Origin of the sequence: Aliisedimentitalea sp. MJ-SS2, from assembly GCF_032586155.1 — a bacterium.
Taxonomy (GTDB): Bacteria; Pseudomonadota; Alphaproteobacteria; order Rhodobacterales; family Rhodobacteraceae; genus JAWHTC01.
The window spans coordinates 1-24,436 of record NZ_JAWHTC010000003.1; the positions used below are offsets into that span (position 1 = coordinate 1).

The window sequence follows — 24,436 nt, forward strand, 5'->3', positions numbered from 1 at the left end:
TCGGTCGCTTGTTCGCCATTCTCGGTCCTCCGTTTCCTAAACATAGCGGTGGACCAGTTCAGATGGGGAGGCTCACCTCCTTGGGGTAATTGCGCCTATAGAGCCAAGTCTGGCCCTTGAGATAGGCATAGCGAATGCGTGCAGACGACATGGTCTGTTCCTTTCGTATCGAATTGTGGGATTGGTTCAGTCAGCCGCCCGAGAATGGACGCGCAGGATGAGATCGAAGTCGGGCTCGCCGTACTCATCTTTGAGGGGACCGGTGAGCGAGTAGCCAGTTACGAGGTCCTCGTAGACCTCATCGACGAGGAAGAGGTGTTCCGGCCAGTCTTCTCCGGCGCGAATGACGACGACGTCGCCTTCTTTCAGGTCCAGATAGCTCATGCCTAACCCCTCCGCGTGAAGAGGTCGGGCAGTAAGGCACCCAGGGTAAAGCCGAGGGACAAGGGGAAGGGGATCGGCTTTAACCAGTCCGGTATGGCCGACAGGACCAGCAGGACCGTCGCAAGCCCCTGTGGGATGGAAAGCTGAAGTCCGAAACGGTGTTTCAGTGCCCAGCTCAGGGCCAGCCGAAAGCCGCCCCCGACTGCGACAAGCAGTGTGAAGGTTGTAAGCATCTATGTATCTCCATGATGATTGCTCCATCATAGATGCTTGAGGTTGCTCGGTTTTTCGGGTGCTTGACTTGGCTCAACGACAATTGCTCCAGCCTTCAGATAAACTTAGAACTAGCGGCCATGGAGGAAGCAGATATGTCAGGAGTTCGGTGGAAGAATACTCCAATCTGCAATTTTTGTCTCGCTCCGGTGATATTCAGAATACTGACTGTGGTAGTTCTTTCGTTCTGCTTTGCCGTGATTTCAGCCCAAGAATCCCAAGCACAGAGAATTAAGAACACAGGGCCAACGCCAGCAGAAGCAGTGGCGATTTACACGCAAGTATGCGTCGACAATCGAAAGTTTGAAGACAGAGTCGCAAGGGCTCTCAAAATTGGGTTCGTCCCGGCTGGTAAAGTCTTAGGTGACGAAGGCTATGCGTCAACAAAGTCGAACATCAGAGTGTTTGTGTCGCCAAGTCGCTGCGGTATGATTTGGCTGAAAGTCGCGCCGAAAAAGCAATATAGGCAAGCATTCGGTTCAATGGGGTTGGGTGGAGTTGCCACTTACATGGTTCACAATGAGCCGCGAACGTATCTTTTCACCCAGATGCGATGACACCTAAAGTCGACCAATATTGCGAAGTGGGTTTGAACTTAGGAAAGAGGCCAGCGACACGAAGCCATTTACCACCGCCCACAGAATTTGAAGGGAGGATAAATTGAGATTTCTCATGTGTATCGTGCTTTTCGTTTCACTCGGGGGGTGTTTCCTTTCTGATTCCCCCGCGATTTCCGATGCTACCGCTGAAAATGTAGGCGCTCGCCTCCAGTATACGGAGTACAATCCCTATGCGCAGCCGCAAGACGAACGCACATTTATTCGGTTTAAGCGCTGGAAAGGCAAACAATACCGACTGACGTTAGCCAATGAAGTTGGCTCGCAGGAAACGGACGCATACAAAGGTTGGTTGATACGGCGCTTTGGAACTCGTAACGGTGAGCCGATATTCTTGATCCAATACCAAGAACCGAACGAAAGACGTCGAGATGCACCGCTGCACGGCTATGATGCGACCGTTCTCATTTATCCAGTTGTCGTCACTCCTGGAGGTGTTGGCATTGTTGGCGCAGTCGACTGCAAGGACAAGCGCGTCAAGCGTGTAGCTCGCTCGCATGGAATCAAGATTTCTTGCACTGACGCTGGCGACGAGCCATTCAAGTTTCCGCGCATTGTGAACAAGGCCAGCGAAAAGCAGATCTGGTCATTCTTGGTCGAATTGCTATCGAGAAATCTGTTCAAGTGGGAAGATACGCATCGGTTCTCGGCCTTTGGCTGGCAATTCTAGCCCTCGGTGGAATTCGGCGCAGCTACCCTCGGAGCTCTTACTGCTCGCCTAAGTTCTAAAGAGGACGAAAACGAAATGAGTATTGAGTGGGACAAAAGGACCCTATTTGACGACCGAAGGCTGGCGCGACTGAAAGCACGGGTTTTGTCTCGACACGTTTCCGGGAACCAGATCAAAGCGCTCTTCGTCACTTCCCGGTATTTTTCACTGAAATTGGAGAAACGAAACTTTGGAGGTGATCGATGAGAAGGTTCTTTCTGGCGGTTTTGTTTTTGGCGGTATCGATTTCGCAAGCGGAAGCGGATAATGAGATTTTCCGCAACCCGGATTTGGGAATAGCCTTTTATGCACCCGAGGAATGGGACATTGAGTTGGTCGATGCCTCCGATACCTACGTACGCGCAGATGTAGGTCCGGCAGACAAGCGGGGTTTCTGTGGCATTCACAGCTTCACCACCGACGTAAAATCGGTTGCGGAAATCGCGGACCGGATGACCGAGGCATTGGCCGCGGAGCTAGAGAAGGACGGGATACTGCAAACCGAAATTGAGCGAAACAACATTACTACCGCCTCAGGGGTCGCGGGTGTGAGGGTGTCGGTACTTATGAATGACGACGGGTGGTCGAAGCGGGCCTACTTCCTTCACAAAGGTGTGGCGCACATGGTTGATTGTGAAACCACCCTCCGGGACCGGGACGAATTCAAACCCGCCTTCGACACAGTGCATTCGACCTTCGACATCGATTAGACTGGGTGACCTAAGGCTTGTTTGTCCGCATTTGGGACATTCTCAGCCGCTAGTCCTCCCTTCAATCTCTTCCCAGACCAGCCCCATACGTCGTCCCTGAGGCGCTTTCTGCATCCCCATACACAAGCTGTTTCCTAGTGTTCCCTCCTCATATATGGGCCCCGTATCCAGGCTCTCTTTACCCATTTCGCCCCCAGGAATGCCCCAAACTCGCGGCTTCACAGGCTAAGCCGATGAAGGGAAAGCCAAGGCAGGGTTTCCTACCACCCCAGCCGTCACCTGATTGCTCGTATCTGGCTATATCGGAAGTGCCCCAGGAACTGCCCCAGTTCGGCGTAGGGCTTGGCTAAGGCGATGAAGCTGATCACCACGCATCGAGTCCTGCCTTCCCAGCCATCATCCTATTAGACAATGTAGCATGGTTTCCGGGTCCTCGGATTAGCCGGAAATGCCCCCGTTTATGCCCCTGTTTCAGGGTGGCCCATGGCGGTGCTTATCCAGGGGGGTCTGACCCCATCCCTATGTATGATTCCTAGGGGGATATACCTACTACATAATAGGTATAAGTAATGGATAAGAAGAAAGAGAAGGAACCCAATAAGACCCCTTGGTAAGGTCCCTAAGAGGACTATGTAGAGGGGTAAGAAGGGCAGGCAGGACAGCATCACATGGCAAGGATAGACAACCCAAGGCACTCCAGGCCGATCGACGTGCATCGGTGGTCTGAGCATCCCGAGGTGAAGGCCTTGGTGGATACGATCTGGGAGAAGTACCTGCCCGAGGATATTACCAAGGCGGGACCGGGGCCGAAGCCAAGGACGGCGTTCAGGAAGCAGCTGTCTCACGACATCAAAGCTATACGCAAAAAGGAATGAATTATCACTATCAGTAATTTTTTACTTGCGCATGTAGGGCCCATCAACTAATTTGATGATGTGATGATTTTCGCATTAGCAGAACCCGACAAAGGCTGGGGCCAGAGGCCCTGTGAAGGCTTTGCGCCTTCGACTCTCACCTGCGTCTCGGACGGGACCGTGGCCGCGCGCCGCACCCATCCGGGGTTGGGTGCGGCATGGAAGGGGTCAAACGTCGCTGATCGCAATCCTCGTTCCTACGGGGGCCAGTACTTTCACTGGTCGGAACTGAGGAGCAAATACGATGCGAAAACGAAAAGATCATCGCCAGCGACGGCGTCGGAAACGTCCATCTTGGCGGCGGCATCTCTGGATGCTTGTCGTCGGCATCATGAGGGCTTTGGACCTGTTGATGTCTTGGTGGGAGTGATCGATGCCCCCTTTACAGCCCTTGGTGTTACCCATGGCTGAACCGAAACGTCAAATGATGAATGAAGCCTTGTCGCTTGCCCGTATGTATTGGGGCTATTCGCAAGCGGAAATGGCCGATGCTCTCGGTATGTCGCAGGCGATGGTTTCTGAAATCGAACGCGGGGCGAAGTCGGTGACACTTGAAACACTGGACCGATATAGCACTGCATTAGGGGTGAAGAAGTCGCAGCTCATGTTCTTCGCGGAGGAAATTGAAGGGCAAGCGCCGGTGCGCAAAGGGCGGCTGATCATTGCTGAGAAAGCTTTGACAATTCTTCGCAAACTCAAGCCGATAGATGCAGAAGATGCAACGGCGCAGTAGGAAAAAGACAGGCGAACGCTATGAGCTCGAACGCTCGCCGCTTGCTCAAAGCCCAACACAAAAGGACATTGCGGCGCTGGTGCGCGAAACTAAGAGCGATTTGAAAACTCTAGCAACTGGGCGTTTCAAGGAGCAGTTTCTCGTTCGCAGAACGATTACTACCAACGGCAAGACCCGTGAACTTGTTTATCCCGAAGGGAGACTTCGGGCTGTGCACGAACGCCTTAAGTTCCATCTTTCGAAGATTGTTCAGCCAAGTTATCTAATGAGCCCGCGGAAAGGCCGCGCGCAGAGGGATAATGCGGCAGCTCACTTGGATGCGGCACAGTTTCTCACACTTGACCTGCGACAGTTCTACCCCTCAACAACGCGCCAGATGATACGGAATTCACTTGCCGCTCAATTTGGCATGCAAACCGACGTTGCTGGGCTGATTGGTCATTTGGCAACTGCTGACGACTGCGCCTGTTTCGGGTCACCACTAACGCCTGTTCTTGCCGCGCTGGTTCACCGTCCAATGTTTGATCGCATTGCGGATCGCTGCAGGTCGGATGATCTCAGTTATACCGTATGGGTCGATGACTTGACGATTTCCGGCGAACGATTGACCGGTGACCTTCGCACAGCCATCAGAGCGATCATCTCCGAGCATGGTTTGCGTTCACACAAGTTAAAAACCTATACAGGCAATCGCGCAGTGTTCATAACCGGCGTGGGTGTTGTGGGTTCGAACCTCGTGGTCCCGCGCCGATTGGAACTCCGCTCTAAGGAACTGTGGGCGGAACTGAAAGCATGCGAAACTTTCGAGGAGAAAGACACATCGTCTACTCGCCTCTTGTCTCATCTCGGTGGCATCCGCGCCGTAGTCGGGCCATCGAGCCAGCGTGGCCAAAAAATTGCGAGCGAGATGAATTCTATCCGCCAAAAACGTGAAAAAGCGCGTCGGTCTCATCAGCAGGAATTCCTGGCGCGAACATCGGGCGCTCTTCAATTAAGCGACTCTGAGAAGATAGCACGCAAAGCCGAAATTGACGCTCTGCCGTTTTAGAGCGATTTACGGGCCGGACGCTGACCGTGCATTGAATAACTGATGGTTAAAGACTTCACTAGGCTCAAGTGTTAAGTCACTTTTGGGCGAAATCTCGGAAGAGGGCACTAAATCTGTGACGAGCAAGAAAGTGATTTTTCAGCGGCTCCTTGAGCGGGGATTTTACCCACGTGAGTTACCGCCAACTTTTCGAACCGATAAATTTGGAGCATTGCTTGCCTCGAAACCAGAATATTTGAAACCGCAGGATGATTTCTCGGGTGAGACTATTTTCTTGGACGGAGCTACATTTCAAGGAAACCACAGAACTTTCGGCATAATTAATCCCATTAACTATGCGATGCTCTCAGAGTTTTTGGCCGGTAACTGGAAAAAAATCGAAAAGGTTATGGCCGTAAGCCAATTCTCTGCATTTAAAATTTCTTTCCCAGACAACCTAATTGTGGGTGGACGGGCATTTCAAAAGTCGTCGTTCTCAGGGAAGCTGAAGAAACAGGCTTATCTCTCGAGCGCTTACCCTTCCGTGGTCCACTTGGACATCAACAGGTTTTATGGTTCGATCTATTCCCACTCGATCCCTTGGGCTGTTTTGGGGAAATCGAAGGCGTTGAAACGTCATAAGAAAAAAACTTTGGAGAAGCATTGGAGTGCGCAACTTGATCGTCTTGTTAGAGCCTGTAACCGCAATCAAACGATTGGCATACCCATTGGTCCTGATACCTCTCGAGTGGTATCCGAAATCTTGCTGTCCCGGATCGACTGCGAGTTAAAGAAGAATGGGCCTGGCCTGCAAAAAAGACAAGTGTTCCACAACATTGATGATTACGAGATTGGCGTCGAGAATACGACAGAAGCTGAGAGAGTGATCGCTAGGTTCGAAAAGGAAATCAGGAAATTCGAGCTTAGAAGCCACGATGGGAAGACACAGATTGCTTCTGGTGAATTACCAGAAAACCTTCGCTGGGAGCCCAAGTTCAGCTTGCTAAAGGACCTGGAGGACGCGGAGTTCTTGAATGGCTTCTTTGCACTTTTGGCTAGTGAGCGAGAAGCATATCCTGGGTCCAATGTCGTGGGTTACGGACTAAGCCGGTTTGCGAAAAAGATCGCTTCATGTGCGGATAAAGAACTTGCTCTGCGCCACCTTCAGACCTTGCTGTACTCATCGCCACGTTTTGTAAGTTGGGTGGCACCTTTGATCGTCGGCCTTAAGGGAGGCGATGACCTCGATCGCGCTCAGAAGAGAATGCTCAGGTGGGGAGTGGAAGAATGCTCTCGGAGGCACGACACCGTTTCGCTCTTGTGGTTTTTGTACCTCTACATTCATTTCGATCTTAAGCTCTCCAAAGCCCACAAGAATCTCTGTTTCGAGGTTGAGTCTGTTTTGGTGGATTTAGTATTGGCCCATGCCGATCACAATGGGCTTGTCAAAGGGGGACTTTCAGAGGTTTCGGTTCGCTACTCAAACTCGACACTGAGCTCATCAGAGTGGCTATTCCTGTACGAAACAGAAAAACGAGGATGGAAGGCCGCTGCGAAAAACAAGAAAATCGGCCAGCCGGGTGATCCAAGGAAGTTTTTTAAACTAATGAACAAAAACGACGTTCACTTCTACGATGTGAGTGCCTTTGGCATTTCCGCATTTGCATGGGCTCTCAAGGAGGACGACTTCTATCCAGCTCACGAGGACGAGGAAGTGTTTCCTGATTTTGACGAAGTTGACGCGGATGAATACGATTCTGATGACTTCTTTTTCTATTGAAGAATGCGTTTGAATTCACTGAGAGTGGCCTGTGCAAATTGCAGCGGGGAGCAACCGTGAAACGCGTGGAAGGGCTGCTTATCGAAATCTGCTCTGCGGCGACAATCGAAAGGCTGGAAGTCATGTCGGCAAGCCAACAAAAGGTGCGTCAGTCTAAATCCTCCAACCCAGCCTCGGGACCAATACTCCTGCCGGTCCGATCCTGATACGCGAACAGCCGCTCCATGTATCCCCTGCTCCGGCTGCCCGTCCTGTTGTCGATGTGCTCCTGCAGCTGAGCGTCTGTCACGTCCGAGTACTCCGGCAGCCCGGGCACCTTGATTGACGTTGCCAATTCGACCCCCACAACCTCCTCCGAAACCCGGGCCATGACCTCTCGCATCTCGTCCACTTTCATTACGTCGATGATGTAGCTGTCATGAACCGACAGCACCGGTACACCTTGCTCCGTGAAGTGCTTGTGAATCCGCTCTGTGATCTGGCTGTCCAGGTACATCAGCCGAATCCCTTGGTCGGTGAACAGGTAGTCAGCCACCTTCGGATTCAGTTCTAGGAACGCGTCGAGGAATTTATCGAGCTCGTCGTTTTTCATGCTCTTGCAGATATTTCCCGCCGGAAAACTCTCGCGGAATGCCTTGTAAGCTGCACCTTTTTCCTTTGCGTTGATCGCCATAAGCACCAGTTGCTTGATGATCTTCCGTACTGCTTTTCGTGGAAATCCTTTAAATAACTTTTGCTCCAGATCATAAGGGTCACAGAATAGCTGCACGTTGTTCTTGGCGTAGAGCATGGCAACGTGCAGGGCCTTGAAATCCACCTCGACCGTTGGCTTGTCGTCGATCAGAATTCTCGATCGCCAGTCGCTGTTGATGCGCTGCCACCACCCACCGTAGAACCGACCATTCATGTCCCATCGGTTGCGGCTGAAGATCCGATGCGTCTGGGCACTGTCAGCGTTGATCGTGACCAAGGAAGCTTCAACATCCGAATGCACCTGTATCTTCGGCTCTTCCAAGGTCGAGATGTCGATGAAGGACGACTGGATCAGCTCGTTGTAGGCCTTCAGGTCTTCGCGCATCGCATTGGTCTGGTCGGTATCGTCGTACTCGACCTGCTTCCGCTTATCGTCGCGAAGGATGATGATCTCCTCGCCCTCGACCCGGCCCACATCATCCCGGATGAACTTGGCCTCCCGGAACATCGCCTGAAGTTCCTCGGAGGCCCGGATACGGGTGGTTCGATTGCCTCTAGCCCCAGGAGCAGTATAGCTGCCCTTGGCCATATCGAGCAGCCCAGCGGCATGCAGTTCCTTGATGATTGGGATGATCTTCTTAGAGATGTGGATAGCGTTGTAACGGGAGTTGACGTGATAGGAATTGGGCGACATCGACACCCCGATACACAGCTCTGGGTCATCCAGCCATGCCACGTAGAGGTCCAGGATCAGCACCCTCAGCTGCTTCCTGAACGCCGTCCTTGGCTTCGGCCCCGGTCCCGCCTTGGTAATATCCTCGGGCAGGTACTTCTCCCAGATTGTATCCACCAAGGCCTTTACCTCGGAATGCTCTGACCACCGATGCACGTCGATCGGCCTGGAGTGCCTGGGGTTATCTATCCTTGCCAATGGTGCTGTCCTGCCTGCCCTTCTAGTATCCCCTTCTAGATAGTCCTCTTAGGGACCTTACCAAGGGGTCTTATTAGGTTCCTTCTCTTTCTTCTTATCCATTACTTATACCTATTATGTAGTAGGTATATCCCCCTAGGAATCATACATAGGGATAGGGTCAGAACCCCTGGATGAGGGTCCTTGAAACAGGGGCATAAACGGGGGCATTTCCGGCCAGTCCAAAGACCCGGAACCCTTACCACATTGTCTTAGAGAGCTGTGGCTGGGAAGGCAGGACTCGAACCTGCAACCTACGGTACCAAAAACCGGTGCTCTACCAATTGAGCTACTTCCCAACGTGACGCGCTAATTAAGCCGATGATCGCGCGTGTGCAAGACCAAGTTTCACTTTTTTCTACTCGGTCGTTGCGCCCTCGCGATTGAGCAGGTCGTCTTCCTTTGTGGCTTCGCGTTCCTCGTCGACGATCAACTCCAGTTCTTGCTCGGCCGTGGCCTCGACATTAAGTGCATCCGTGGTCTCGGCGACGGACCGGGCAGGGGTCGCGAGCGCGGGTTTGCCTGGCTTTTTCAGGCTGGGCGCGGCGGTACCAATTGCATCGGTCAGGATGCGGTAGGTTGGTTCAGGCATCTCGATGCCGGCAGCCTCGAACGCTCTGAGAGTCAGGCGGATGGCCTCGGATTTGGCGGCCAGGATCGAGGTGTTGCGTTGATTGATCCAGCCGACCACGCGCAGGGTGATGTCCGAGCCGCCCAGTTCCACGATCCAGGCGTCGACGGCAGGCTTTGCCAGCACGAAATCGAGCGGTTCCAGCGTGTCGTGGACCAATTGCAGCGCCTGGGCCAGATCGGTGCCGTAGTCCACCGAGATGTCGAATTTGAAGCGCCGTTCGGGATTGCGCGAATAGTTCAGGATTCGGGATTTGAACACGGTCGAGTTCGGGATGCGCACATGGTTGCCGTCCCAGTTCAGCAGAATCGTCGCGCGACTGGTCAGGCGGATCACCTTTCCCTCGTCGCCATTGATCTCGATCGAGTCGTTGGGTCGGAAGGGTTGGCGGATCGAAAGCATGATCGAGGCGATAAAGTTTTCGACCGTGTCGCGCACGGCAAAACCGATGGCCAGACCGATGATGCCGGCGGCGCCGAGGATGGTCGACAGAAGCGCAGTGGCCCCCAGCACATCGAGCGCCACCACCAACCCGGCAATGAGTGAGGCCAAGCGGATCAACTGGCGATAAATGTCAGCGATGAAGGCATTGGGGGCGAGCCGGTTCCACGGCTGACGAAGCCGGGCGATGAAAAAGCCGATGATCACGACAATGGCAAAGCCGAGCAGGGCGACGGCGAGAAGCGGGGTATAGGCGAGGAGTTGTTTCAGACGCTCCCAGAAGCGCTCGATTGCGGGGTTGAGCCGTTCGACCACGTCCGTGGTTTCAGTCACTTCGTTTTCGATGGCGACAACGCCTTCGACCCGGCCGGCAATTTCGTTGAGCCGCGTGGCGGTCGCGTTGTCGAGTGTGGTGCCACGCAGGGTGACGATGCCCGACGCCACGGTGACGGTGACGTCCTGGTAATCGCCCAGCTCGGCCAGGATATCGCGGATGCGCACGGCGATGGCGGCATCCTTGGTGGCGCTGTCCTCGACCGTGATTGTGCCCGAAGGCTGATCGCTGGATTGGGCGGCGGCGGGACCGGTCAAGGAAATGGCGAAAACCGCGGCGGCGAAGGCTGCGAAAAGGGCAAGTCGGAACATGGGCTCAATTCTGTGTTGGTAATAAACTTGGCCGATCCTAGCGTGGCTTGGGAAGGGGCTGCAACTGAATAGAGTTGGAGCTGGTAGCGTCATGCCCGACCTAGGGAGGGCGGCGAGGAGCAAGCAGCATCGCCATCATTCGCTCTTCATAGTCTCATTGTGCAGCTACGTTTTGGTAAATGTCCGCCCGTAGGGGAGGTCGGGCACGGTGTATATGCGCCAGGGTGCTTTTATGGCTGACGTTGCGTGCGGGTCTTGGTCACCGCTCAATCGCGGATTTCACCTGGTCTCACCCCCCAGACCGCCTGTTTCGGGGCCCAGCCGCGATAGCCGCCCGCGCTCAGACGGCACCAACCGTCATTGCATTCGCCCAACCGCGCAATCACCCCGGTTTCAACCTGGGCGTTGACCGGCGTTGTTTCATCGGGGCCAAGGTGCAGTTCCAGCATGTCATCCTCGACGATCACCGTGCGCACGCCAGACAGAAGTGAGTAATGCACCCAACCGCCCTCGCCGTCGCGGTCGCGTACCCGACGCCAATGTCCGTGCTCGGCCACAACCTCGACCGGCATGCCCTTGCGCTGGAACACCCAGTCGATTCGATGAGTCAGCGACGGTCCACGCCGAACGTTGCATTCATCGGTCTTGATTGAGACATAGCGCGGGATCGGCAGGTTGGTGACGCTGCCGCGTTCCTTGGCTGTCGCCGAATATGCGGCGAGCATTGAAAATAGGATGAATAGGAAGCGTTTCATAGCTTCTGCCCCTGGCTGCCTCAATGAAATCGCACGAGGTTCTTGTGCCTCGGCTGACTATCCGTCACTTTGCCAGTATCGAGCGCGCGAGAAAAGCCACGGGAGGAAATACATGCCCACGAAACGTCTGAGTGTTGTCGTTACGCGACGCTTGCCCGAGGTAGTAGAGACACGTTTGAAGGAGCTGTTCGACGTTCGCTTGCGCGATGATGACACGCCGATGACCCGTGAAGAGCTGGTGGCGGCGGTGAAAGAGGCCGATGTATTGGTCCCGACGATCACTGACGAGATCGACGCTGGTTTGATCGGGAATGCCGGGCCGCAGCTCAAGCTGATCGCCAACTATGGCTCGGGCGTGGATCATATCGACGTGGCCACGGCGCGCCAGCGCGGGGTGCTGGTGTCGAATACACCGGGCGTGTCGGCAGATGATACGGCGGACATGGCCATGGCACTAATGCTGGCGGTGACACGGCGCATTCCCGAGGGTCTGGCGCGGATGCAAGCTGGGGAGTGGACCGGTTGGTCGCCCACGGCTCTCTTGGGTACACGGGTCAACGGTAAACGCGTGGGTGTTCTCGGCATGGGGCGAATCGGCCAAGCGGTGGCGCGGCGCGCCGCGGCCTTCGGCATGCAGATCCATTATCACAATCGTCACCGGCTGCGCCCCGAGACCGAAGAGGCGTTCGGTGCAACTTATTGGGAGAGCCTCGACCAGATGGTGGCGCGGATGGATGTCATTTCGATTAACTGTCCGCACACGCCGTCGACCTTCCACTTGATGAATGCGCGGCGGCTGAAACTGCTGAAATCGGACGCTGTGCTGGTCAACACCTCGCGTGGCGAGGTGATCGACGAAAACGCGTTGGTACGGATGCTTGAGGCTGGAGAACTTGGCGGGGCGGGGCTCGACGTGTTCGAACACGGCGCCGAGGTGAACCCGAAACTGCGCGAGATGCCCAATGTTGTGCTTTCACCGCATATGGGCAGCGCCACCTATGAAGGCCGGGTCGAAATGGGTGAGAAAGTGATCATCAACATCAAGACCTTCGATGACGGTCACCGTCCGCCGGATCAGGTGATCCCGGGAATGGGCTAGCTTCGGGCTGACGCTGAACAGAGAATTGCCAAAACGTGTGTTTTGCGCGCATGATCGTGCCAAGGCACTGGGGTGCCGTGACCGGCAAGGACGGAGACGAGCGTGTCTTTAGATTATCGAACTGGGGCTATGCGGGGTTTGATGCTCGCGGCGCTGGCATGCGTTGGCGGTGCAGTCGCAGCGCAGGAAACGGCCGACAGCGTATTGCCCGAAGCCCCGACGGCGCTGAGTACCGAAGCGATCTCGGGTGTGGTGGCCGAGGCACAGGCAGAAAAGGCGGCGGGCAGGCCGGTCCGGGCGCAAAAATGGATGGTGTCAGCGGCTAATCCCCATGCGGTGACCGCTGGTGCAAGGGTGCTGGAACGGGGCGGCAGCGCGGCGGACGCAATGGTTGCGGTGCAGGCGGTGTTAGGGTTGGTCGAGCCGCAAAGTTCGGGCCTCGGGGGCGGGGCTTTCCTTGTTTACTACGATGCGGCCTCGGGGAAACTGACAACGCTTGATGGCCGCGAAACCGCGCCGCTCTTGGTTGGGCCGACGCTGTTTCAGGACAACATGGGCAAACCGCTCAAGTTCTTTGATGCGGTGGTCGGGGGACGTTCGGTTGGGGTGCCAGGCACACCAGCTCTGATGCAGGCGGCCCACGCACGCTGGGGCCGCTCTGAATGGGCTGGCTTGTTTGGCGATGCGATTAAACTGGCTGATGAGGGCTTTGCCGTTTCGGCGCGCCTCGCGGCGCTAGTGACGAATGACGCTCAGCGCCTGATGCGGGACCCTGAAACGCGCGGTTATTTCCTGCCCGATGGTTTTGCTCTGCGCGAAGGGCACATTCTGAAGAACCCGGCCTACGCAGAAACCTTGCGTGTTTTGGCCGGGCAGGGGGCCAAGCAATTCTACACAGGCAAGATAGCCAAGGATATTGTCGCCAAGGTTCAGGGGGTCGAAGACAACCCCGGGACCCTGAGCGAGGTCGACCTGATGCTTTATCGGGTCAAGGAACGTGAACCGGTCTGTGTGCCCTACCGGGGATACGAGATTTGCGGCATGGGGACGCCTTCATCAGGTGGCCTGACTGTGGGGCAGATACTGGGTATGCTAGTGCCTTATGACCTGACTGCACTGGGCCACGAGAATCCCGAGGCTTGGCGCCTGATCGGTGACGCCAGCCGTCTCGCCTTTGCCGACCGGGGACGCTACATCGCCGACAGCGATTACGTGCCGGTGCCGGTGAAGGGGCTGCTGGACGCGGACTACCTGTCGGAACGTGCCGCCCTGTTGCGCGGTGACGATGCCCTGCCCGAGGTGGCACCGGGCAAGCCCGAATTTGACCACGCGCTCAATTGGGCCGATGACGACGCAATCGAACTGCCGTCGACTTCGCATATCTCGATTGTCGATGCCGAGGGCAACGCCTTGTCGATGACCACCACCATCGAGAACGCCTTTGGATCTCGGCTGATGGTCCGGGGATTCCTGTTGAACAACGAACTGACCGATTTCTCGTTCCGCAGCCATCGCGGTGGTGTTCCGGTGGCCAACCGGGTGGAGCCGGGCAAGCGGCCGCGTTCCTCGATGGCGCCGACCATCGTGATGCAGGGTGGCAAGCCGATTCTGGTGATCGGCAGCCCCGGTGGCAGCCGGATCATCGGCTATGTCGCCAAAACCATCATCGCCTGGGCGGATTGGGGCATGGATATTCAACAAGCCATCGCCTTGCCGCACCTGGTTAATCGGTTCGGCACATACGACGTGGAGGGCGGCACCAACGCTGAAGCCCTGACCGCGTCACTCAAGGAACTGGGTTATGAGGTCAAGGCGCGGGGGCTCAATTCAGGCTTGCATGGTATCGACCTGCGGGACGGGCTGGCCGGTGGCGCCGACCCGCGCCGTGAGGGAATTGTACTGGGGCAATAAGGACCCCGACGTTCGCGACAAGCGCCACGCGTCGGAATCGGTCGATCAAAGGTCGGCTGGGCTGTGCGCGATTTTTCCCATGCGCTAAAAGGTTGGTAATTCCATCTGACCCGGAGGGGCATCTCCCATGACTTCTGATATCAAAACCAATGTCAAAGCTCTTGTTGTCGGCGGTGGTGCCGTTGGCACCGCGATTGCCTATCACCTGGCCAAGGCGGGCTGGGACGATGTCATGCTGATTGAACGTGACGAGCTGACTTCCGGCTCGACCTGGCACGCTGCCGGTCTTCTTCCGTTGTTCAACATGTCCTATGCCACCACCCACATTCACCAGTATTCGGTCGATTTCTACAAGACGCTGGAAGAGGAAACCGGGCTGAATGCGGGCTTTGCCGTGGTCGGCAATCTGCGCATGGCACAGACGCAGGACCGCATGGACGAATACATGCTCTATGCCTCGACCGCAGAAACCTGCGGTGTGAAGTATGAATGGCTGACCCCGGGGCAGATCAAGGAGCGCTGGCCGCTCATTCGCACCGATGATCTGAAAGGTGCGATCTATCATACCGAGGATGGCTACATTAATCCGGCCGACGTAACTATGGCGATGGCCAAGGGCGCGCGTCAGCGTGGTGTCGCGATCGAGCGCAAATGGCAAGCCGATGCTTTCCACTGGAACGGTACCCATTGGGAAGTCACCGTGACCAAGATGGTCGAAAAGGGCGGCAACCTGGTGCCCGGCGACGAGCAGGTTGTGATCACTGCGGAGCACGTTGTGACGGCGTCGGGCAACCACGCCCAGCGCACCGCCAAGATGCTGGGTATCAAGATGCCCGCGATCCCGGTCGAACACACCTTCATCGTGATGGACCAGGATCCGGAGTTGGTGAAATACCGCGCCGAGGGCAATCCCGAACACCCGGTTGTGCGCGATGCCGACTCGCAATCCTATGCCCGCGAAGAGCGTGGCGGCTGGATCCTGGGCATCTATGAAAACGGCGCACCGGCGCGTTTCGAGCATGGTGTGCCCGACAGTTTCCGTGCCGACCTGTTCCCGCTCGATCTGGACCGGATTGCCGAACAGTACATGGCGATGACCGAGCGCGTGCCTTCCTGTGCGGACTCGGGTCTGAAGGATGATTTTAACGGTCCGATCTGCTATACGCCGGACGGCAATCCGCTGGTTGGCCCGGCGCCGGGCCTGCGCAACATGTGGTTGGCTGAAGGCTTCTCCTTCGGGATCACCGCTGCCGGTGGCACCGGCTATTATTTGGCGCAAATGATGGTCGATGGTGAGGCCGAGATCGACATGGCGTCGCTTGACCCCAAGCGGTATTCGCAAAACTGGATGACCACCGAGTTTGCCGCGCGCAAGAACGAGGAATGCTACGACCACGTCTACGTCCTGCACCATCCGGACGAAGAACGTCCCGCCTGCCGTCCACTGCGTACGGCTCCTGCGTTTGACCGGCAAAAAGCCAAGGGCGCACAATTCGGCTTCGTAAATGGCTGGGAACGTCCCAACTACTATGGCCCGCTGGATGCGTCGGAGAGCTTTGATCACGACAGCCGCAGCTTCCGCCGTGGCGGATGGTGGCAATATGCCGTGGACGAGGCCAAGGCGATCCGCGAGGGCGTCGGCCTGATCGATGCCACGGCGTTCACCAAGCATGTGGTCAAAGGGCCCGGTGCGACGGCGTTTCTTGATTGGTTCACCTGCAACAAGCTGCCGCGTGTGGGTCGGATCAACCTGACCTATGCACTGACCTCGGCTGGCACGACGCGCACCGAATACACCATCGTGCGTCGTGGTGAGGACGACTATTACCTCGTTTCGGCAGGCGCCTGGACCGAGTATGACGCCGACTTCCTGCGCAAGGCCGCCGCGGACAAGATGGGCGAGTTCGGCTATATCGAAATCCAGGATGTCACCAACCAGTGGGGCGTCTTTGCCATCGCCGGGCCGAAATCGCGCGAGGTGCTGAAAGAGGTGATCAGTGACGCCGATCCCGCCAGTGCGCTGTCCAACAAGCGCTTCCCGTGGCTGACGGCGCGCGACATCGAACTGGGCATGTGCCCGGTGCGTGCCATTCGCGTCGCCTATACCGGCGAGCTGGGCTGGGAACTGCATCACCCGATCGAGATGCAGAACTACCTGTGGGACCTGCTGAATGCGGCCGGTGAAAAACACGGCATGAAACTGGTTGGTGCCCGCGCCCAGAACTGGCTGCGTCAGGAGAAGAGCTATCGTGCTTTCGGCACCGAATTGGGCCGCGATGCGACGCCAGCCGAGGCCGACCTGCCGCGCTTCATCGACCTCAGCAAAGACTTCCAAGGCAAGGCCGAGATGGAAGCCAAGGGCATCCGCAGCAAATGCGTCACCCTGCTGATTGACGGACCAGAGGATGCCGACCCCTGGGGGCGCGAGGCGCTGTATGATGGCGACACCAAGGTTGGACGCCTGACCTCGGGTGGCTATTCGGTGGTGTTTGGCAAGTCCATCGGCATGGGTTACGTCAGCCCCGAGCTGGCTGAGGTCGGCCAGAAGCTGAAGGTTAAGATGCTGGATCGGCTCTGGGACGCCGAAATCGTCGAGGACAGCCCCTATGATCCATCGAATGCCAATATCCGGGTTGATGGATAACACGAAATCAGGCCGGAGATTTCCCCGGCCTGATTCTTTTCACACTGGCAATTAGATCATTCAACCTTCACCGACTTGGTCTTGTTGTTCCATGCCGCCGGCAGGCTCGGCTTGCTGGTCGTGATGTGGTAGGCCCCGCCAACACCGTACGTCGGGTTCTGCGACAGCCGCACCCGTGCTCCGGCATGCAGCCGAACCGAACTTGCCTTGTTGAAGGCTGCAGCGGGAAGCCTATGAACCCCAACGCGGAAGCACGCATGCTGACCCGTGAAGTTGTTGCCATCAAACAGGCAGGCTTGTTTCAGCGGCGGCAAACCACCCCGATGCACCCGGAATGACGAGATGCGGTCGTTCAGCATGCTGCCGATGCTCGGGTCGCTGCTGCTCAGGTCGCGGCAGAACGGTCCCATGTTCCTGAACTCACAGACCCGCACCTTGGCGTTGCCATGCAGACGGATCGAACTGATCTTGTTGTTGAAGCCCCCGGGCATCGCATTGTAGAGCCCTGGCTGACGGCAGAAGCTGGCGCCGGAATAGTTGTTGTTCGCGAAGAAGCAGACCCGGTTGGGGGCAGGAGTGCCGACCTCTACATCCACACCGCTGCTGCCGCCGTCACAGCTAACGACAAAGCGCGGCCCGCCCGAGCCGATCACCAGTCGCACCCGGCAGTTGGGATCGCTGGGTGCCGTCAAGGCGGTCAGGTAACTGGAACTGACCCAGCCGTCGGGACCGGAACGTTGCACATAGCACCAGCCATTGCTCCGGCATTCGGTGATATTGCCGACCTCGTTCTTGGCCATGGTGTCAACCACCGAGTACCCGGACCCGGGGCCCGAGCGGACATTGACCCACGCCGTTGCCTTGGCTTCGGTGGCCAAGGCGGAAACGGTCGAAAACAGGTAAATCACAAATGCCGCAAATGCGGCGGCTGAAATATGCGTTTTCATTATTTGTCTCCCTTTTCTGGCGGGAGGTCGGGCAGCCCGACCACCCGTTACCAACACAACCCGATTATCCGACGGGCAGGGCGTGGCGGCCATGTTCTGAGTCAACCGGGAGTGGACTGCGAAAGGGATGCGCGGGAATTGGCCGATCTGCTGTTGGCGTTTCGATACGTTTCAACCAAAGGGCGACACATGACGCTGCGGAAGGTTGACGCGGGTCAAGGTCCTCTTATGCGCCATCGCGGAAAATAGGGCGCAAATTGAAGGAATAACGGAAGATGAAAACCCTGATCTTGTCGATGATTGCCACCTTTGGGTTGTCGGGTATTGCGATGGCCTCTCCGGTCGACACGCTCGAAGGCAAGCTGCGGAATATGGTTGGTGGCTTGGAAATCGCCGGAAGTTGTCCATCTGGCATGAACTACTGTGAGGCCGGGTCGTACGGCCCCGGTGGATGCTACAAACTTGGATATGCAAATTGCACGGCCGGTCTGGTTTGCACCAGCGGCACACAGGCCTGCAAACCACCCAGCGGTGGCCAAGCCTACTGCTACAATCCAAGTTACCGCAAATGCGAATAACGTGACCGGCAAGGTTGGCCCCGCTGGCCGTTATGGGCTCGCGGACGAGCCTCGGGTTACACGTCGGGCGGCCAGCCAGGCCGCCCAGTCGGCGGGCGAGCCGTTGAAGAGATTAAGGTCGACCTCTTTGGTAAAGCCCGGCACCAGCCCGGTGCTGGAATACTGCCAAAAACGCCAACTCTGGCCGGGATAGGTCTCGGCCGGGGTTGCCGCCGTCGAGCGCAGCCAGAATTCGGCGGCGCGGATGCGGCCGATGCCGGTATCCTCGTAAAAGGCCGGGGTGGTATAGATGATCGGGCGCTGGCCGTAGTGGGCCTCGATCGCTGTCAGGAATATGCGCACTTCACGGCGTACAACAGCACCGTCGGGGCGCAGGGTGCAGGTGGGAGACAACGGGTTCCACTCCATGTCCAGGACCGGCGGCAGCATCCCGGGGCTCTTGCGAACGTTCTTGATAAACCAGCGCGCCTGCACCTCGGCCGAGGTGCAGAAATAGAAGAAATGATAAGCCCCTACCGGGACACCCGCTTGTGTCGCCGCCCGCCAGTGAGCGTGAAACATCGGGTCCAGCAAGTCGCCGCCTTCGGTTGCCTTGATAAAGGCGAAGTTGACTCCCGCCGAGCGGGCCGTGTGCCAATCACCGGCATCCTGAAACCGCGCCGCGTCGATCCCGTGTACCGCATAGCGCGCGGGCTTGCGGCCCTTGAAGTCCACCGGGTCGCTATCGCCGAAATCGGACCGGATGACCGGTGGTGCAGGCAGGGCTGTTGGCGTCTGCGTGATTTCAGGCTGTTGCGTTGCCGGTGGTGGCGTTCCCCGGCGCGGGCTACCACCACAGGCACTGAGCGCTAGGGCGGACAAGGAGAGGCAAAGCGCGCGGCGCGTGGGCATAATGAACTCCTAAATCAAAAAGCTTGGCGTTCACTCTGCCCGAGCGTGCCCACGGCGTTCAACCCTTGCGATGCAGGCGGGCGATTACTCGCCGCGTTTGTTGAAATCCGCTTGCGTCACCACGCCGTCACCGTTCCGGTCGATCTGTGCAAACCAGCCTGGTACGGCATTCATGAACTCTTCCTGCGTTACCTGACCGTCTCCATTGGCATCAGTGAACTCACGCTTCATGCCATTGGCCGGGTTCGCCGGGCCCTGGCCTTTATCCTGACGGGCGCCCTGGCTCATACCATTTTCCTTCATGTAATTGGCCCGGGCTTCGTCAAAGAGATCGTACTCTTCCGACGACAGCACGCCATTGTCGTCGCTGTCAAAGGCGGCAAACACATCGCTGCGCCGTTCGATGGTTTCGGCCAGGATAACCTGTCCGTCCTCGTTCAGGTCCCAGTTCTCTACAAAATGGCTGCCGGGATTGCCCTGCTGGGCCTGTGCGGCAAAGCCAAGGGTGAACAGGGCGGTGGAAAGCAGGAAACGGTTCATTTGCAATTGCTCCAGTCGTGAGTGATCGTTTCACAGTGATACGGTCGACTCCGGTGTTTCCGTCGCTGGGGCCCGAGATGTTTTGCAGCTGTTATCCTGCCGACAATTCGTCAAAGCATTCCAGTGCTTTTCCGGCATACATCAGCGCCGGGCCTCCACCCATCTGGATGGCCATGGCCAGCACGTCTGCGACCTCGTCGCGGCTTGCTCCAATCCGAACCAGTGCTTCGATGTGAAAGGCAATACAGGCCTCGCAATGGGTGGCCACCGCGATGCCCAGCGCCACGTATTCCTTGTGCTTGAAATCCAGTACGCCGGCTTCCTTCACTCCCTTGGTCAGGGCAGCAAATCCCTTGGTGGCCTCGGGAATTGTCTTGTTCAACTCGCGCAGTTGGTTGCGGGTGGTGTCGATATCTGCTTTCCAGCTCATCGGGCGTCTCCTTGATGTCGCGTAGCGCACCGTTGAACATGCCCGCCAGTGCCGTTCCTTGATCAGGATCAACCCTGTTGCCTTCCCTTACGCAAGCTTGCGCGCCACGAAACCCAGGTTGTTCGACGGCATCTCGACCACTTGGACCAATTCCAGGAAACTATCTTGAACCCAGTCGATTATGTCCCAATCGTCCTTGTAGCCGATCTCGGGGTCTTGGTTGATCAAGCTGGCATTGAAGATTTCGTCGTTCTCCGACGTGCATTCGCCGTCGCGCAGGAAGGGGCCGTAAAGTATGAAAACCGCGCCCCCCTCCAGTGCCTGCGCGGTTTCAGAAATCAAGGTCCTGGTTTCAAGCTCGGAAATCAGGTGCAACAGGTTCGACAGCAGGATCAGCGCCTGCCCGCTATGCGCCTTGCCCCAGCCGGGGGCCGTCGCGTTCAACTCGATGGCGGGTGCGATATTTTCCAGTGTCTCGGTGCGCGCCCAGGCATCGACCGAAGCCCGGCGCGCCGCGTCGATGTCCGAAGGCTGCCAGCTAAGTCCTGGCAAGCGCTGCGCCAGCGCCACCGTGTGCTGGCCTGTACCCGACGCAATCTCGAGCGCATTGCCCACCTTAGGTGCATGGGCCACCACCAATTCGCAGACCGCATCCACATTGCGCGTGGCCGATGGTGCCACCATCCGCCCTTCGGCATCCGGTTCGGCGTAATTTGCATAAACCGGCAGATTTAAACGGTCGGACATAGGGTCACCTCAGCTTCTCTTTCTTGGTTCAAATACTCAAATCCCTGATCCGCCTCACGCGAAGCGTTGCGGTGACAAGGCTGTAACCAGGTCCGCCTCAAGCTCCGGCGCATGACCCAATGCCAAGTCTGCCACCAACTGGCTCGCAGCTGGCGCGGTCTGAAACCCGTAGCCACCCTGACCGGCACTCCAGACAAAGCTCGAATCCTCTACTGACCGGCCCAGCACAAGCGCCCGGTCGGGTGAAAAGGTCCGCAAGCCTGCCCAGTTGGCCGTGACCCGTTCCACTGGCTCGGTCACCATCTCCTGGTAACGCTCGAAGCCCTCGGCCAGAACCATATCGTCGGCCCAGGCGTCCATCGGATCGACCGGATCCTCCTCGGCCGGGCTGACGATCAGCTGCCCGGCATCCGGCTTGGCATACCAACGCTCGCCGGTGCCGAAAAACATCGGCCAGTTGGAAATATCATGCCCCCTCGGCGCTGGAATACGCGCCATCGAGCGGCGGCAGGGCGTTAGGCCCAGCGGGTTGATCCCGGCCATAGCGGCAACCTGATCGGCCCAGGCCCCGGCGGCGTTGACGACCATTTTGGTCTCATGCATCTGCCCGCCCGCGTGGATTTGCCATTTGCCGGGCTTGTCGATCGCGGTGACCGGTGATTTCAGGTGGATCTCACCGCCGTGAGCCCGGATATCACGGGCAAAATCCTGCATCATCCGGTCGGTGTCCAGATCAAATGCATCCTCGTGGAACGCAGCAAAGGCCACCGTCTCAGGATTGAGAATCGGCACCAGGTCGATTGCTTCTTGAGGTGTGACCTCGTTCATCTTCATCGCCTTGTTCTCGGCCTCGAAAATGTTGCGCTCATGGGCACGAGCGGCAAAAAGGATGCCGCGCGCGGACAGGTACCCGCCCTTGTGATCGCGGTGAAAATCTCCACTCGCAAGATTCAGCGCAATCGTCGTGGGTAAGCCATATTGTGCCTCGTACATCGCGGCCGAACGACCCGAGGCGTGGTAACCAAGCGCCTCTTCGCTTTCCAGCACTGTCACCTTGGCATGCGGCGCCAACCGTGCGGCGGCCGACAGGCCAGCAATGCCGCCCCCGATCACGATGATATCGTTCATGTTTCTTCGATCCTGTCGGTTGCGGGCGGCGGGGTCGGACAAAGCGCGCTCAGCTGGCCATATAGGTCTTCGTCCATATCGAAACTCACTGCGGCCAGCGAAGGCGCCATTTGCTCTGCCGCGCTGGCCGATAGGATCGGCATCGGCGCGGCGGGATGGCGCGCCACCCAGGCTGCTGCCAACGTCGCGGAATGCACGCCCAACGCGAGCGCTAGGTCGGACAGCCCCTTGGCCGCCGCGTGCATATGGTCAGGCGCATAGCGCGCGGCATAGCGATCATCTTCGGTCAGTCGCCCTTGCGACCCGTCCAGATATTTACCGGTCAACAAGCCCCCGCCCAGCGGCGAATAGGGGGCACAGGCGATCCTTTCGGATTGACACATGGGCAGCAATTCGACCTCGGCCTGGCGTTTGACGAGATTGTACATCGGCTGGATGATGTCGATTGCATGCCCTGACTGCGCCAGGATCGCATGCGCCTTCATCACTTGCCAGGCGGCAAAGTTCGACACGCCGATAAAGCGGAACTGTCCCGCCTCTTTCATTGCGACCAGCGTTTCAAGCTGGGCTTCAAGCGGGGTCTGGCTGTCAAACCGGTGCAGGTAAAGAATATCGACCATCTCCATGCCCAGCCGCTTGCGTGACAGGTCGAAGTCGCGCTGCAGCTGGCTGGAGGAAGTTCCGTCACGATAGCCGACCTTGGTGGCAATCACGAGATGGTCCCGCAAGGGTGCGGCGAGTTGGCCGAGGAACTCTTCTGAGGCACCATTCGTATAAAGATGCGCGGTGTCGAAATGGTTGATGCCCGCGCCAATGGCGGCCTCGAACATCGCGCCCGAGGCCCTTGCATCGGCCTTGCCGCCGAACTGCATCGTTCCAAAGGCAAACCGGGAAATCGCGCTGCCATCGGGGGAAGTCAACATACTCATGGCCGCAACCTTGGCACGGTTTGCCGGGCGCGAAAACCCCGCAAACAGCGCGCGGTCCCATCCTCTCTCGTTATCAAGAATTTTCGAAAATCCGTGCCCCCGCCCGGTGAAATGAAAAAGGCCCCACCGCGAGGGCAGGGCCTTTGGATCACGTTGGCAGAACCGCTTATTGCGGGATCTCGCCCTCGATGCCTTCGACATAGAAGTTCATGCCAGCCAGCGTGCCATCATCAGCGGTTTCGCCGTCGGCCAGCCAGTCGCTGCCGTCCTGCTTTTTCAGCGGGCCGGTGAAGGCGTGGTAGCTGCCATCACCCAGCGCCGCTTTCATCGCCAGCGCTTCGGCTTTCACGTTCTCCGGGACAGCCGAGGAAATCTCGCCGATACCGACCATGCCTTCCTTGATGCCGTGCCAGGTGTTCACGCTTTCCCATGTGCCATCCATGACCGCCTGGGTGCGGGCCACATAGTAGGGCGCCCAATCATCGATGATCGAGCTAACGCGCGGCATCGGAGCAAATTCGCTCATGTCGGACGCTTGGCCAAAGGTGATCACGTTACCGGCAGCCTTGGCAGCGGCCTGGGGTGCGGTCGAGTCGGTGTGCTGCAGGATCACGTCGGCGCCCTGTTCAATCAGAACCTTGGCGGCGTCGGCCTCTTTCGCCGGGTCGAACCAAGTATAGGCCCAGACGATCTTGAACTGCACGTCCGGGTTGACCTTCTTGGCGTGGATATAGGCCGAATTGATGCCGCGGATCACTTCGGGGATCGGGAAGGACGCGATGTAACCGATGGTGTTGGATTTGGTCATGTGACCGGCAATCGTGCCCTGCACGGCACGACCTTCGTAGAAGCGGGCCGAGTAGACCGAGACGTTATCGGCCTGTTTGTAACCTGTGGCGTGCTCGAATTTCACCTTGGGGAATTTCTTGGCGACGTTGATTGTCGGGTCCATGTAACCAAACGAGGTGGTAAAGATCAGGTCGGCGCCTTGTAGGGCCATCTGGGTGATCACACGCTCGGCATCGGCGCCTTCTGGCACGTTCTCGACATAGGTGGTCTCGACCTTGTCACCGAAATGCTCGACCACGGCCTTGCGGCCTTGATCATGTTCATAGGTCCAGCCACCGTCACCGACCGGGCCGACATAGACGAAACCGACTTTGGTCTTGTCGTCGGCCATTGCAGTTGTGGCCAAGCCAAGCGCCATAGCGGCACCGGCAAGAAGTGTTCTACGTTTCATGGGTTTCTCCTTGTTGGGTAGTGGCAGCGTTTTTGTTTTCTCGATTTGTATTTACGTGGTTGTTTGGGCC

Annotated in this window: 23 protein-coding genes and 1 tRNA gene; 10 read left to right on the forward strand and 14 right to left on the reverse strand. The window is 57.5% G+C overall.

Annotation, left to right across the window (positions count from 1 at the left end):
* Window positions 1-186: 186 nt before the first annotated feature.
* Together RXV86_RS12545 and RXV86_RS12550 are read right to left on the reverse strand one after the other, a co-directional pair.
* A complete protein-coding gene (locus RXV86_RS12545) occupies window positions 187-384 on the reverse strand; it encodes a hypothetical protein (RefSeq protein WP_316300303.1) in 198 nt (65 codons plus the stop codon).
* 2 nt (window positions 385-386) lie between these two features.
* On the reverse strand, window positions 387-617 hold the full coding sequence (locus RXV86_RS12550) for a hypothetical protein (RefSeq protein ID WP_316300305.1): 231 nt from the start codon (window positions 615-617) through the stop codon (window positions 387-389).
* Between the two features lie 712 nt (window positions 618-1,329).
* On the opposite strand from RXV86_RS12550, the gene RXV86_RS12555 reads away from it, so the two are divergent.
* The 6 genes from RXV86_RS12555 to RXV86_RS12580 all read left to right on the forward strand — a co-directional run bounded on the left by RXV86_RS12555 (window position 1,330) and on the right by RXV86_RS12580 (window position 7,147).
* Window positions 1,330-1,944, forward strand: a complete 615-nt coding sequence (locus tag RXV86_RS12555) for a hypothetical protein (protein ID WP_316300307.1) — start codon at window positions 1,330-1,332, stop codon at window positions 1,942-1,944.
* 272 nt (window positions 1,945-2,216) lie between these two features.
* Window positions 2,217-2,693 (forward strand): hypothetical protein, encoded by a 477-nt coding sequence (locus RXV86_RS12560; RefSeq protein ID WP_316300310.1) that lies wholly within the window; start codon window positions 2,217-2,219, stop codon window positions 2,691-2,693.
* A 668-nt stretch (window positions 2,694-3,361) separates the two neighbouring features.
* Window positions 3,362-3,568 carry a hypothetical protein gene (locus RXV86_RS12565; RefSeq protein ID WP_316300312.1) on the forward strand — a complete coding sequence of 69 codons (207 nt, stop codon included), beginning with the start codon at window positions 3,362-3,364 and terminating at the stop codon, window positions 3,566-3,568.
* Window positions 3,569-4,010: 442 nt separating this feature from the next.
* Window positions 4,011-4,340 (forward strand): helix-turn-helix transcriptional regulator, encoded by a 330-nt coding sequence (locus RXV86_RS12570; RefSeq protein ID WP_316300314.1) that lies wholly within the window; start codon window positions 4,011-4,013, stop codon window positions 4,338-4,340.
* Window positions 4,315-5,388 (forward strand): reverse transcriptase family protein, encoded by a 1,074-nt coding sequence (locus RXV86_RS12575; protein ID WP_316300316.1) that lies wholly within the window; start codon window positions 4,315-4,317, stop codon window positions 5,386-5,388. Before RXV86_RS12570 ends, RXV86_RS12575 begins: the two co-directional genes overlap by 26 nt.
* A 115-nt stretch (window positions 5,389-5,503) precedes the next feature.
* Window positions 5,504-7,147 carry an RNA-directed DNA polymerase gene (locus RXV86_RS12580; protein ID WP_316300318.1) on the forward strand — a complete coding sequence of 548 codons (1,644 nt, stop codon included), beginning with the start codon at window positions 5,504-5,506 and terminating at the stop codon, window positions 7,145-7,147.
* Window positions 7,148-7,295: 148 nt separating this feature from the next.
* Here the strand turns inward: RXV86_RS12580 and RXV86_RS12585 are convergent, their stop codons facing one another.
* The 4 genes from RXV86_RS12585 to RXV86_RS12600 form a co-directional block, all read right to left on the reverse strand.
* Window positions 7,296-8,693 (reverse strand): hypothetical protein, encoded by a 1,398-nt coding sequence (locus tag RXV86_RS12585; RefSeq protein ID WP_316300320.1) that lies wholly within the window; start codon window positions 8,691-8,693, stop codon window positions 7,296-7,298.
* 340 nt (window positions 8,694-9,033) lie between these two features.
* Window positions 9,034-9,109 (reverse strand) — tRNA-Gln (locus tag RXV86_RS12590).
* Between the two features lie 59 nt (window positions 9,110-9,168).
* The gene (locus tag RXV86_RS12595; RefSeq protein ID WP_316300322.1) at window positions 9,169-10,527 is read right to left on the reverse strand and encodes a mechanosensitive ion channel family protein; all 1,359 of its coding nucleotides are present in this window, start codon (window positions 10,525-10,527) and stop codon (window positions 9,169-9,171) included.
* Between the two features lie 266 nt (window positions 10,528-10,793).
* A complete protein-coding gene (locus tag RXV86_RS12600; RefSeq protein ID WP_316300324.1) occupies window positions 10,794-11,282 on the reverse strand; it encodes an SH3 domain-containing protein in 489 nt (162 codons plus the stop codon).
* Window positions 11,283-11,394: 112 nt separating this feature from the next.
* Here RXV86_RS12600 and RXV86_RS12605 point away from each other — a divergent pair, with 112 nt between their 5' ends.
* The 3 genes from RXV86_RS12605 to RXV86_RS12615 all read left to right on the forward strand — a co-directional run bounded on the left by RXV86_RS12605 (window position 11,395) and on the right by RXV86_RS12615 (window position 16,936).
* Window positions 11,395-12,381: a D-glycerate dehydrogenase gene (locus RXV86_RS12605; protein WP_316300327.1), complete on the forward strand. Its 987-nt coding sequence runs from the start codon at window positions 11,395-11,397 to the stop codon at window positions 12,379-12,381.
* 129 nt (window positions 12,382-12,510) lie between these two features.
* A complete protein-coding gene (gene ggt / locus RXV86_RS12610; protein ID WP_316300330.1) occupies window positions 12,511-14,292 on the forward strand; it encodes a gamma-glutamyltransferase in 1,782 nt (593 codons plus the stop codon).
* A gap of 139 nt (window positions 14,293-14,431) precedes the next feature.
* Window positions 14,432-16,936: an FAD-dependent oxidoreductase gene (locus tag RXV86_RS12615; RefSeq protein WP_316301084.1), complete on the forward strand. Its 2,505-nt coding sequence runs from the start codon at window positions 14,432-14,434 to the stop codon at window positions 16,934-16,936.
* A 56-nt stretch (window positions 16,937-16,992) separates the two neighbouring features.
* Here RXV86_RS12615 and RXV86_RS12620 read toward each other — a convergent pair whose 3' ends face one another.
* Window positions 16,993-17,883, reverse strand: coding sequence for an SH3 domain-containing protein (locus tag RXV86_RS12620; RefSeq protein WP_316300332.1), 891 nt, complete (start codon window positions 17,881-17,883; stop codon window positions 16,993-16,995).
* 275 nt (window positions 17,884-18,158) lie between these two features.
* On the opposite strand from RXV86_RS12620, the gene RXV86_RS12625 reads away from it, so the two are divergent.
* Window positions 18,159-18,461 (forward strand): hypothetical protein, encoded by a 303-nt coding sequence (locus RXV86_RS12625; RefSeq protein ID WP_316300334.1) that lies wholly within the window; start codon window positions 18,159-18,161, stop codon window positions 18,459-18,461.
* A 30-nt stretch (window positions 18,462-18,491) separates the two neighbouring features.
* On the opposite strand, the gene RXV86_RS12630 is transcribed toward RXV86_RS12625, so the two are convergent.
* From RXV86_RS12630 to RXV86_RS12660, 7 genes are all read right to left on the reverse strand, one after another.
* Complete coding sequence (locus tag RXV86_RS12630) at window positions 18,492-19,352, reverse strand: GH25 family lysozyme (RefSeq protein ID WP_316300337.1); 861 nt, start codon at window positions 19,350-19,352, stop codon at window positions 18,492-18,494.
* A gap of 84 nt (window positions 19,353-19,436) precedes the next feature.
* Window positions 19,437-19,892 (reverse strand): EF-hand domain-containing protein, encoded by a 456-nt coding sequence (locus tag RXV86_RS12635; protein ID WP_316300340.1) that lies wholly within the window; start codon window positions 19,890-19,892, stop codon window positions 19,437-19,439.
* 91 nt (window positions 19,893-19,983) lie between these two features.
* Window positions 19,984-20,322 (reverse strand): carboxymuconolactone decarboxylase family protein, encoded by a 339-nt coding sequence (locus tag RXV86_RS12640; RefSeq protein WP_316300342.1) that lies wholly within the window; start codon window positions 20,320-20,322, stop codon window positions 19,984-19,986.
* A gap of 87 nt (window positions 20,323-20,409) precedes the next feature.
* Window positions 20,410-21,069 carry a DUF938 domain-containing protein gene (locus RXV86_RS12645; protein ID WP_316300344.1) on the reverse strand — a complete coding sequence of 220 codons (660 nt, stop codon included), beginning with the start codon at window positions 21,067-21,069 and terminating at the stop codon, window positions 20,410-20,412.
* Window positions 21,070-21,123: 54 nt separating this feature from the next.
* Window positions 21,124-22,197 carry an FAD-binding oxidoreductase gene (locus tag RXV86_RS12650; protein ID WP_316300346.1) on the reverse strand — a complete coding sequence of 358 codons (1,074 nt, stop codon included), beginning with the start codon at window positions 22,195-22,197 and terminating at the stop codon, window positions 21,124-21,126.
* On the reverse strand, window positions 22,194-23,126 hold the full coding sequence (locus tag RXV86_RS12655; protein WP_316300348.1) for an aldo/keto reductase: 933 nt from the start codon (window positions 23,124-23,126) through the stop codon (window positions 22,194-22,196). Before RXV86_RS12655 ends, RXV86_RS12650 begins: the two co-directional genes overlap by 4 nt.
* A 166-nt stretch (window positions 23,127-23,292) precedes the next feature.
* A complete protein-coding gene (locus tag RXV86_RS12660; protein ID WP_316300350.1) occupies window positions 23,293-24,366 on the reverse strand; it encodes a BMP family ABC transporter substrate-binding protein in 1,074 nt (357 codons plus the stop codon).
* Window positions 24,367-24,436 lie beyond the last annotated feature (70 nt).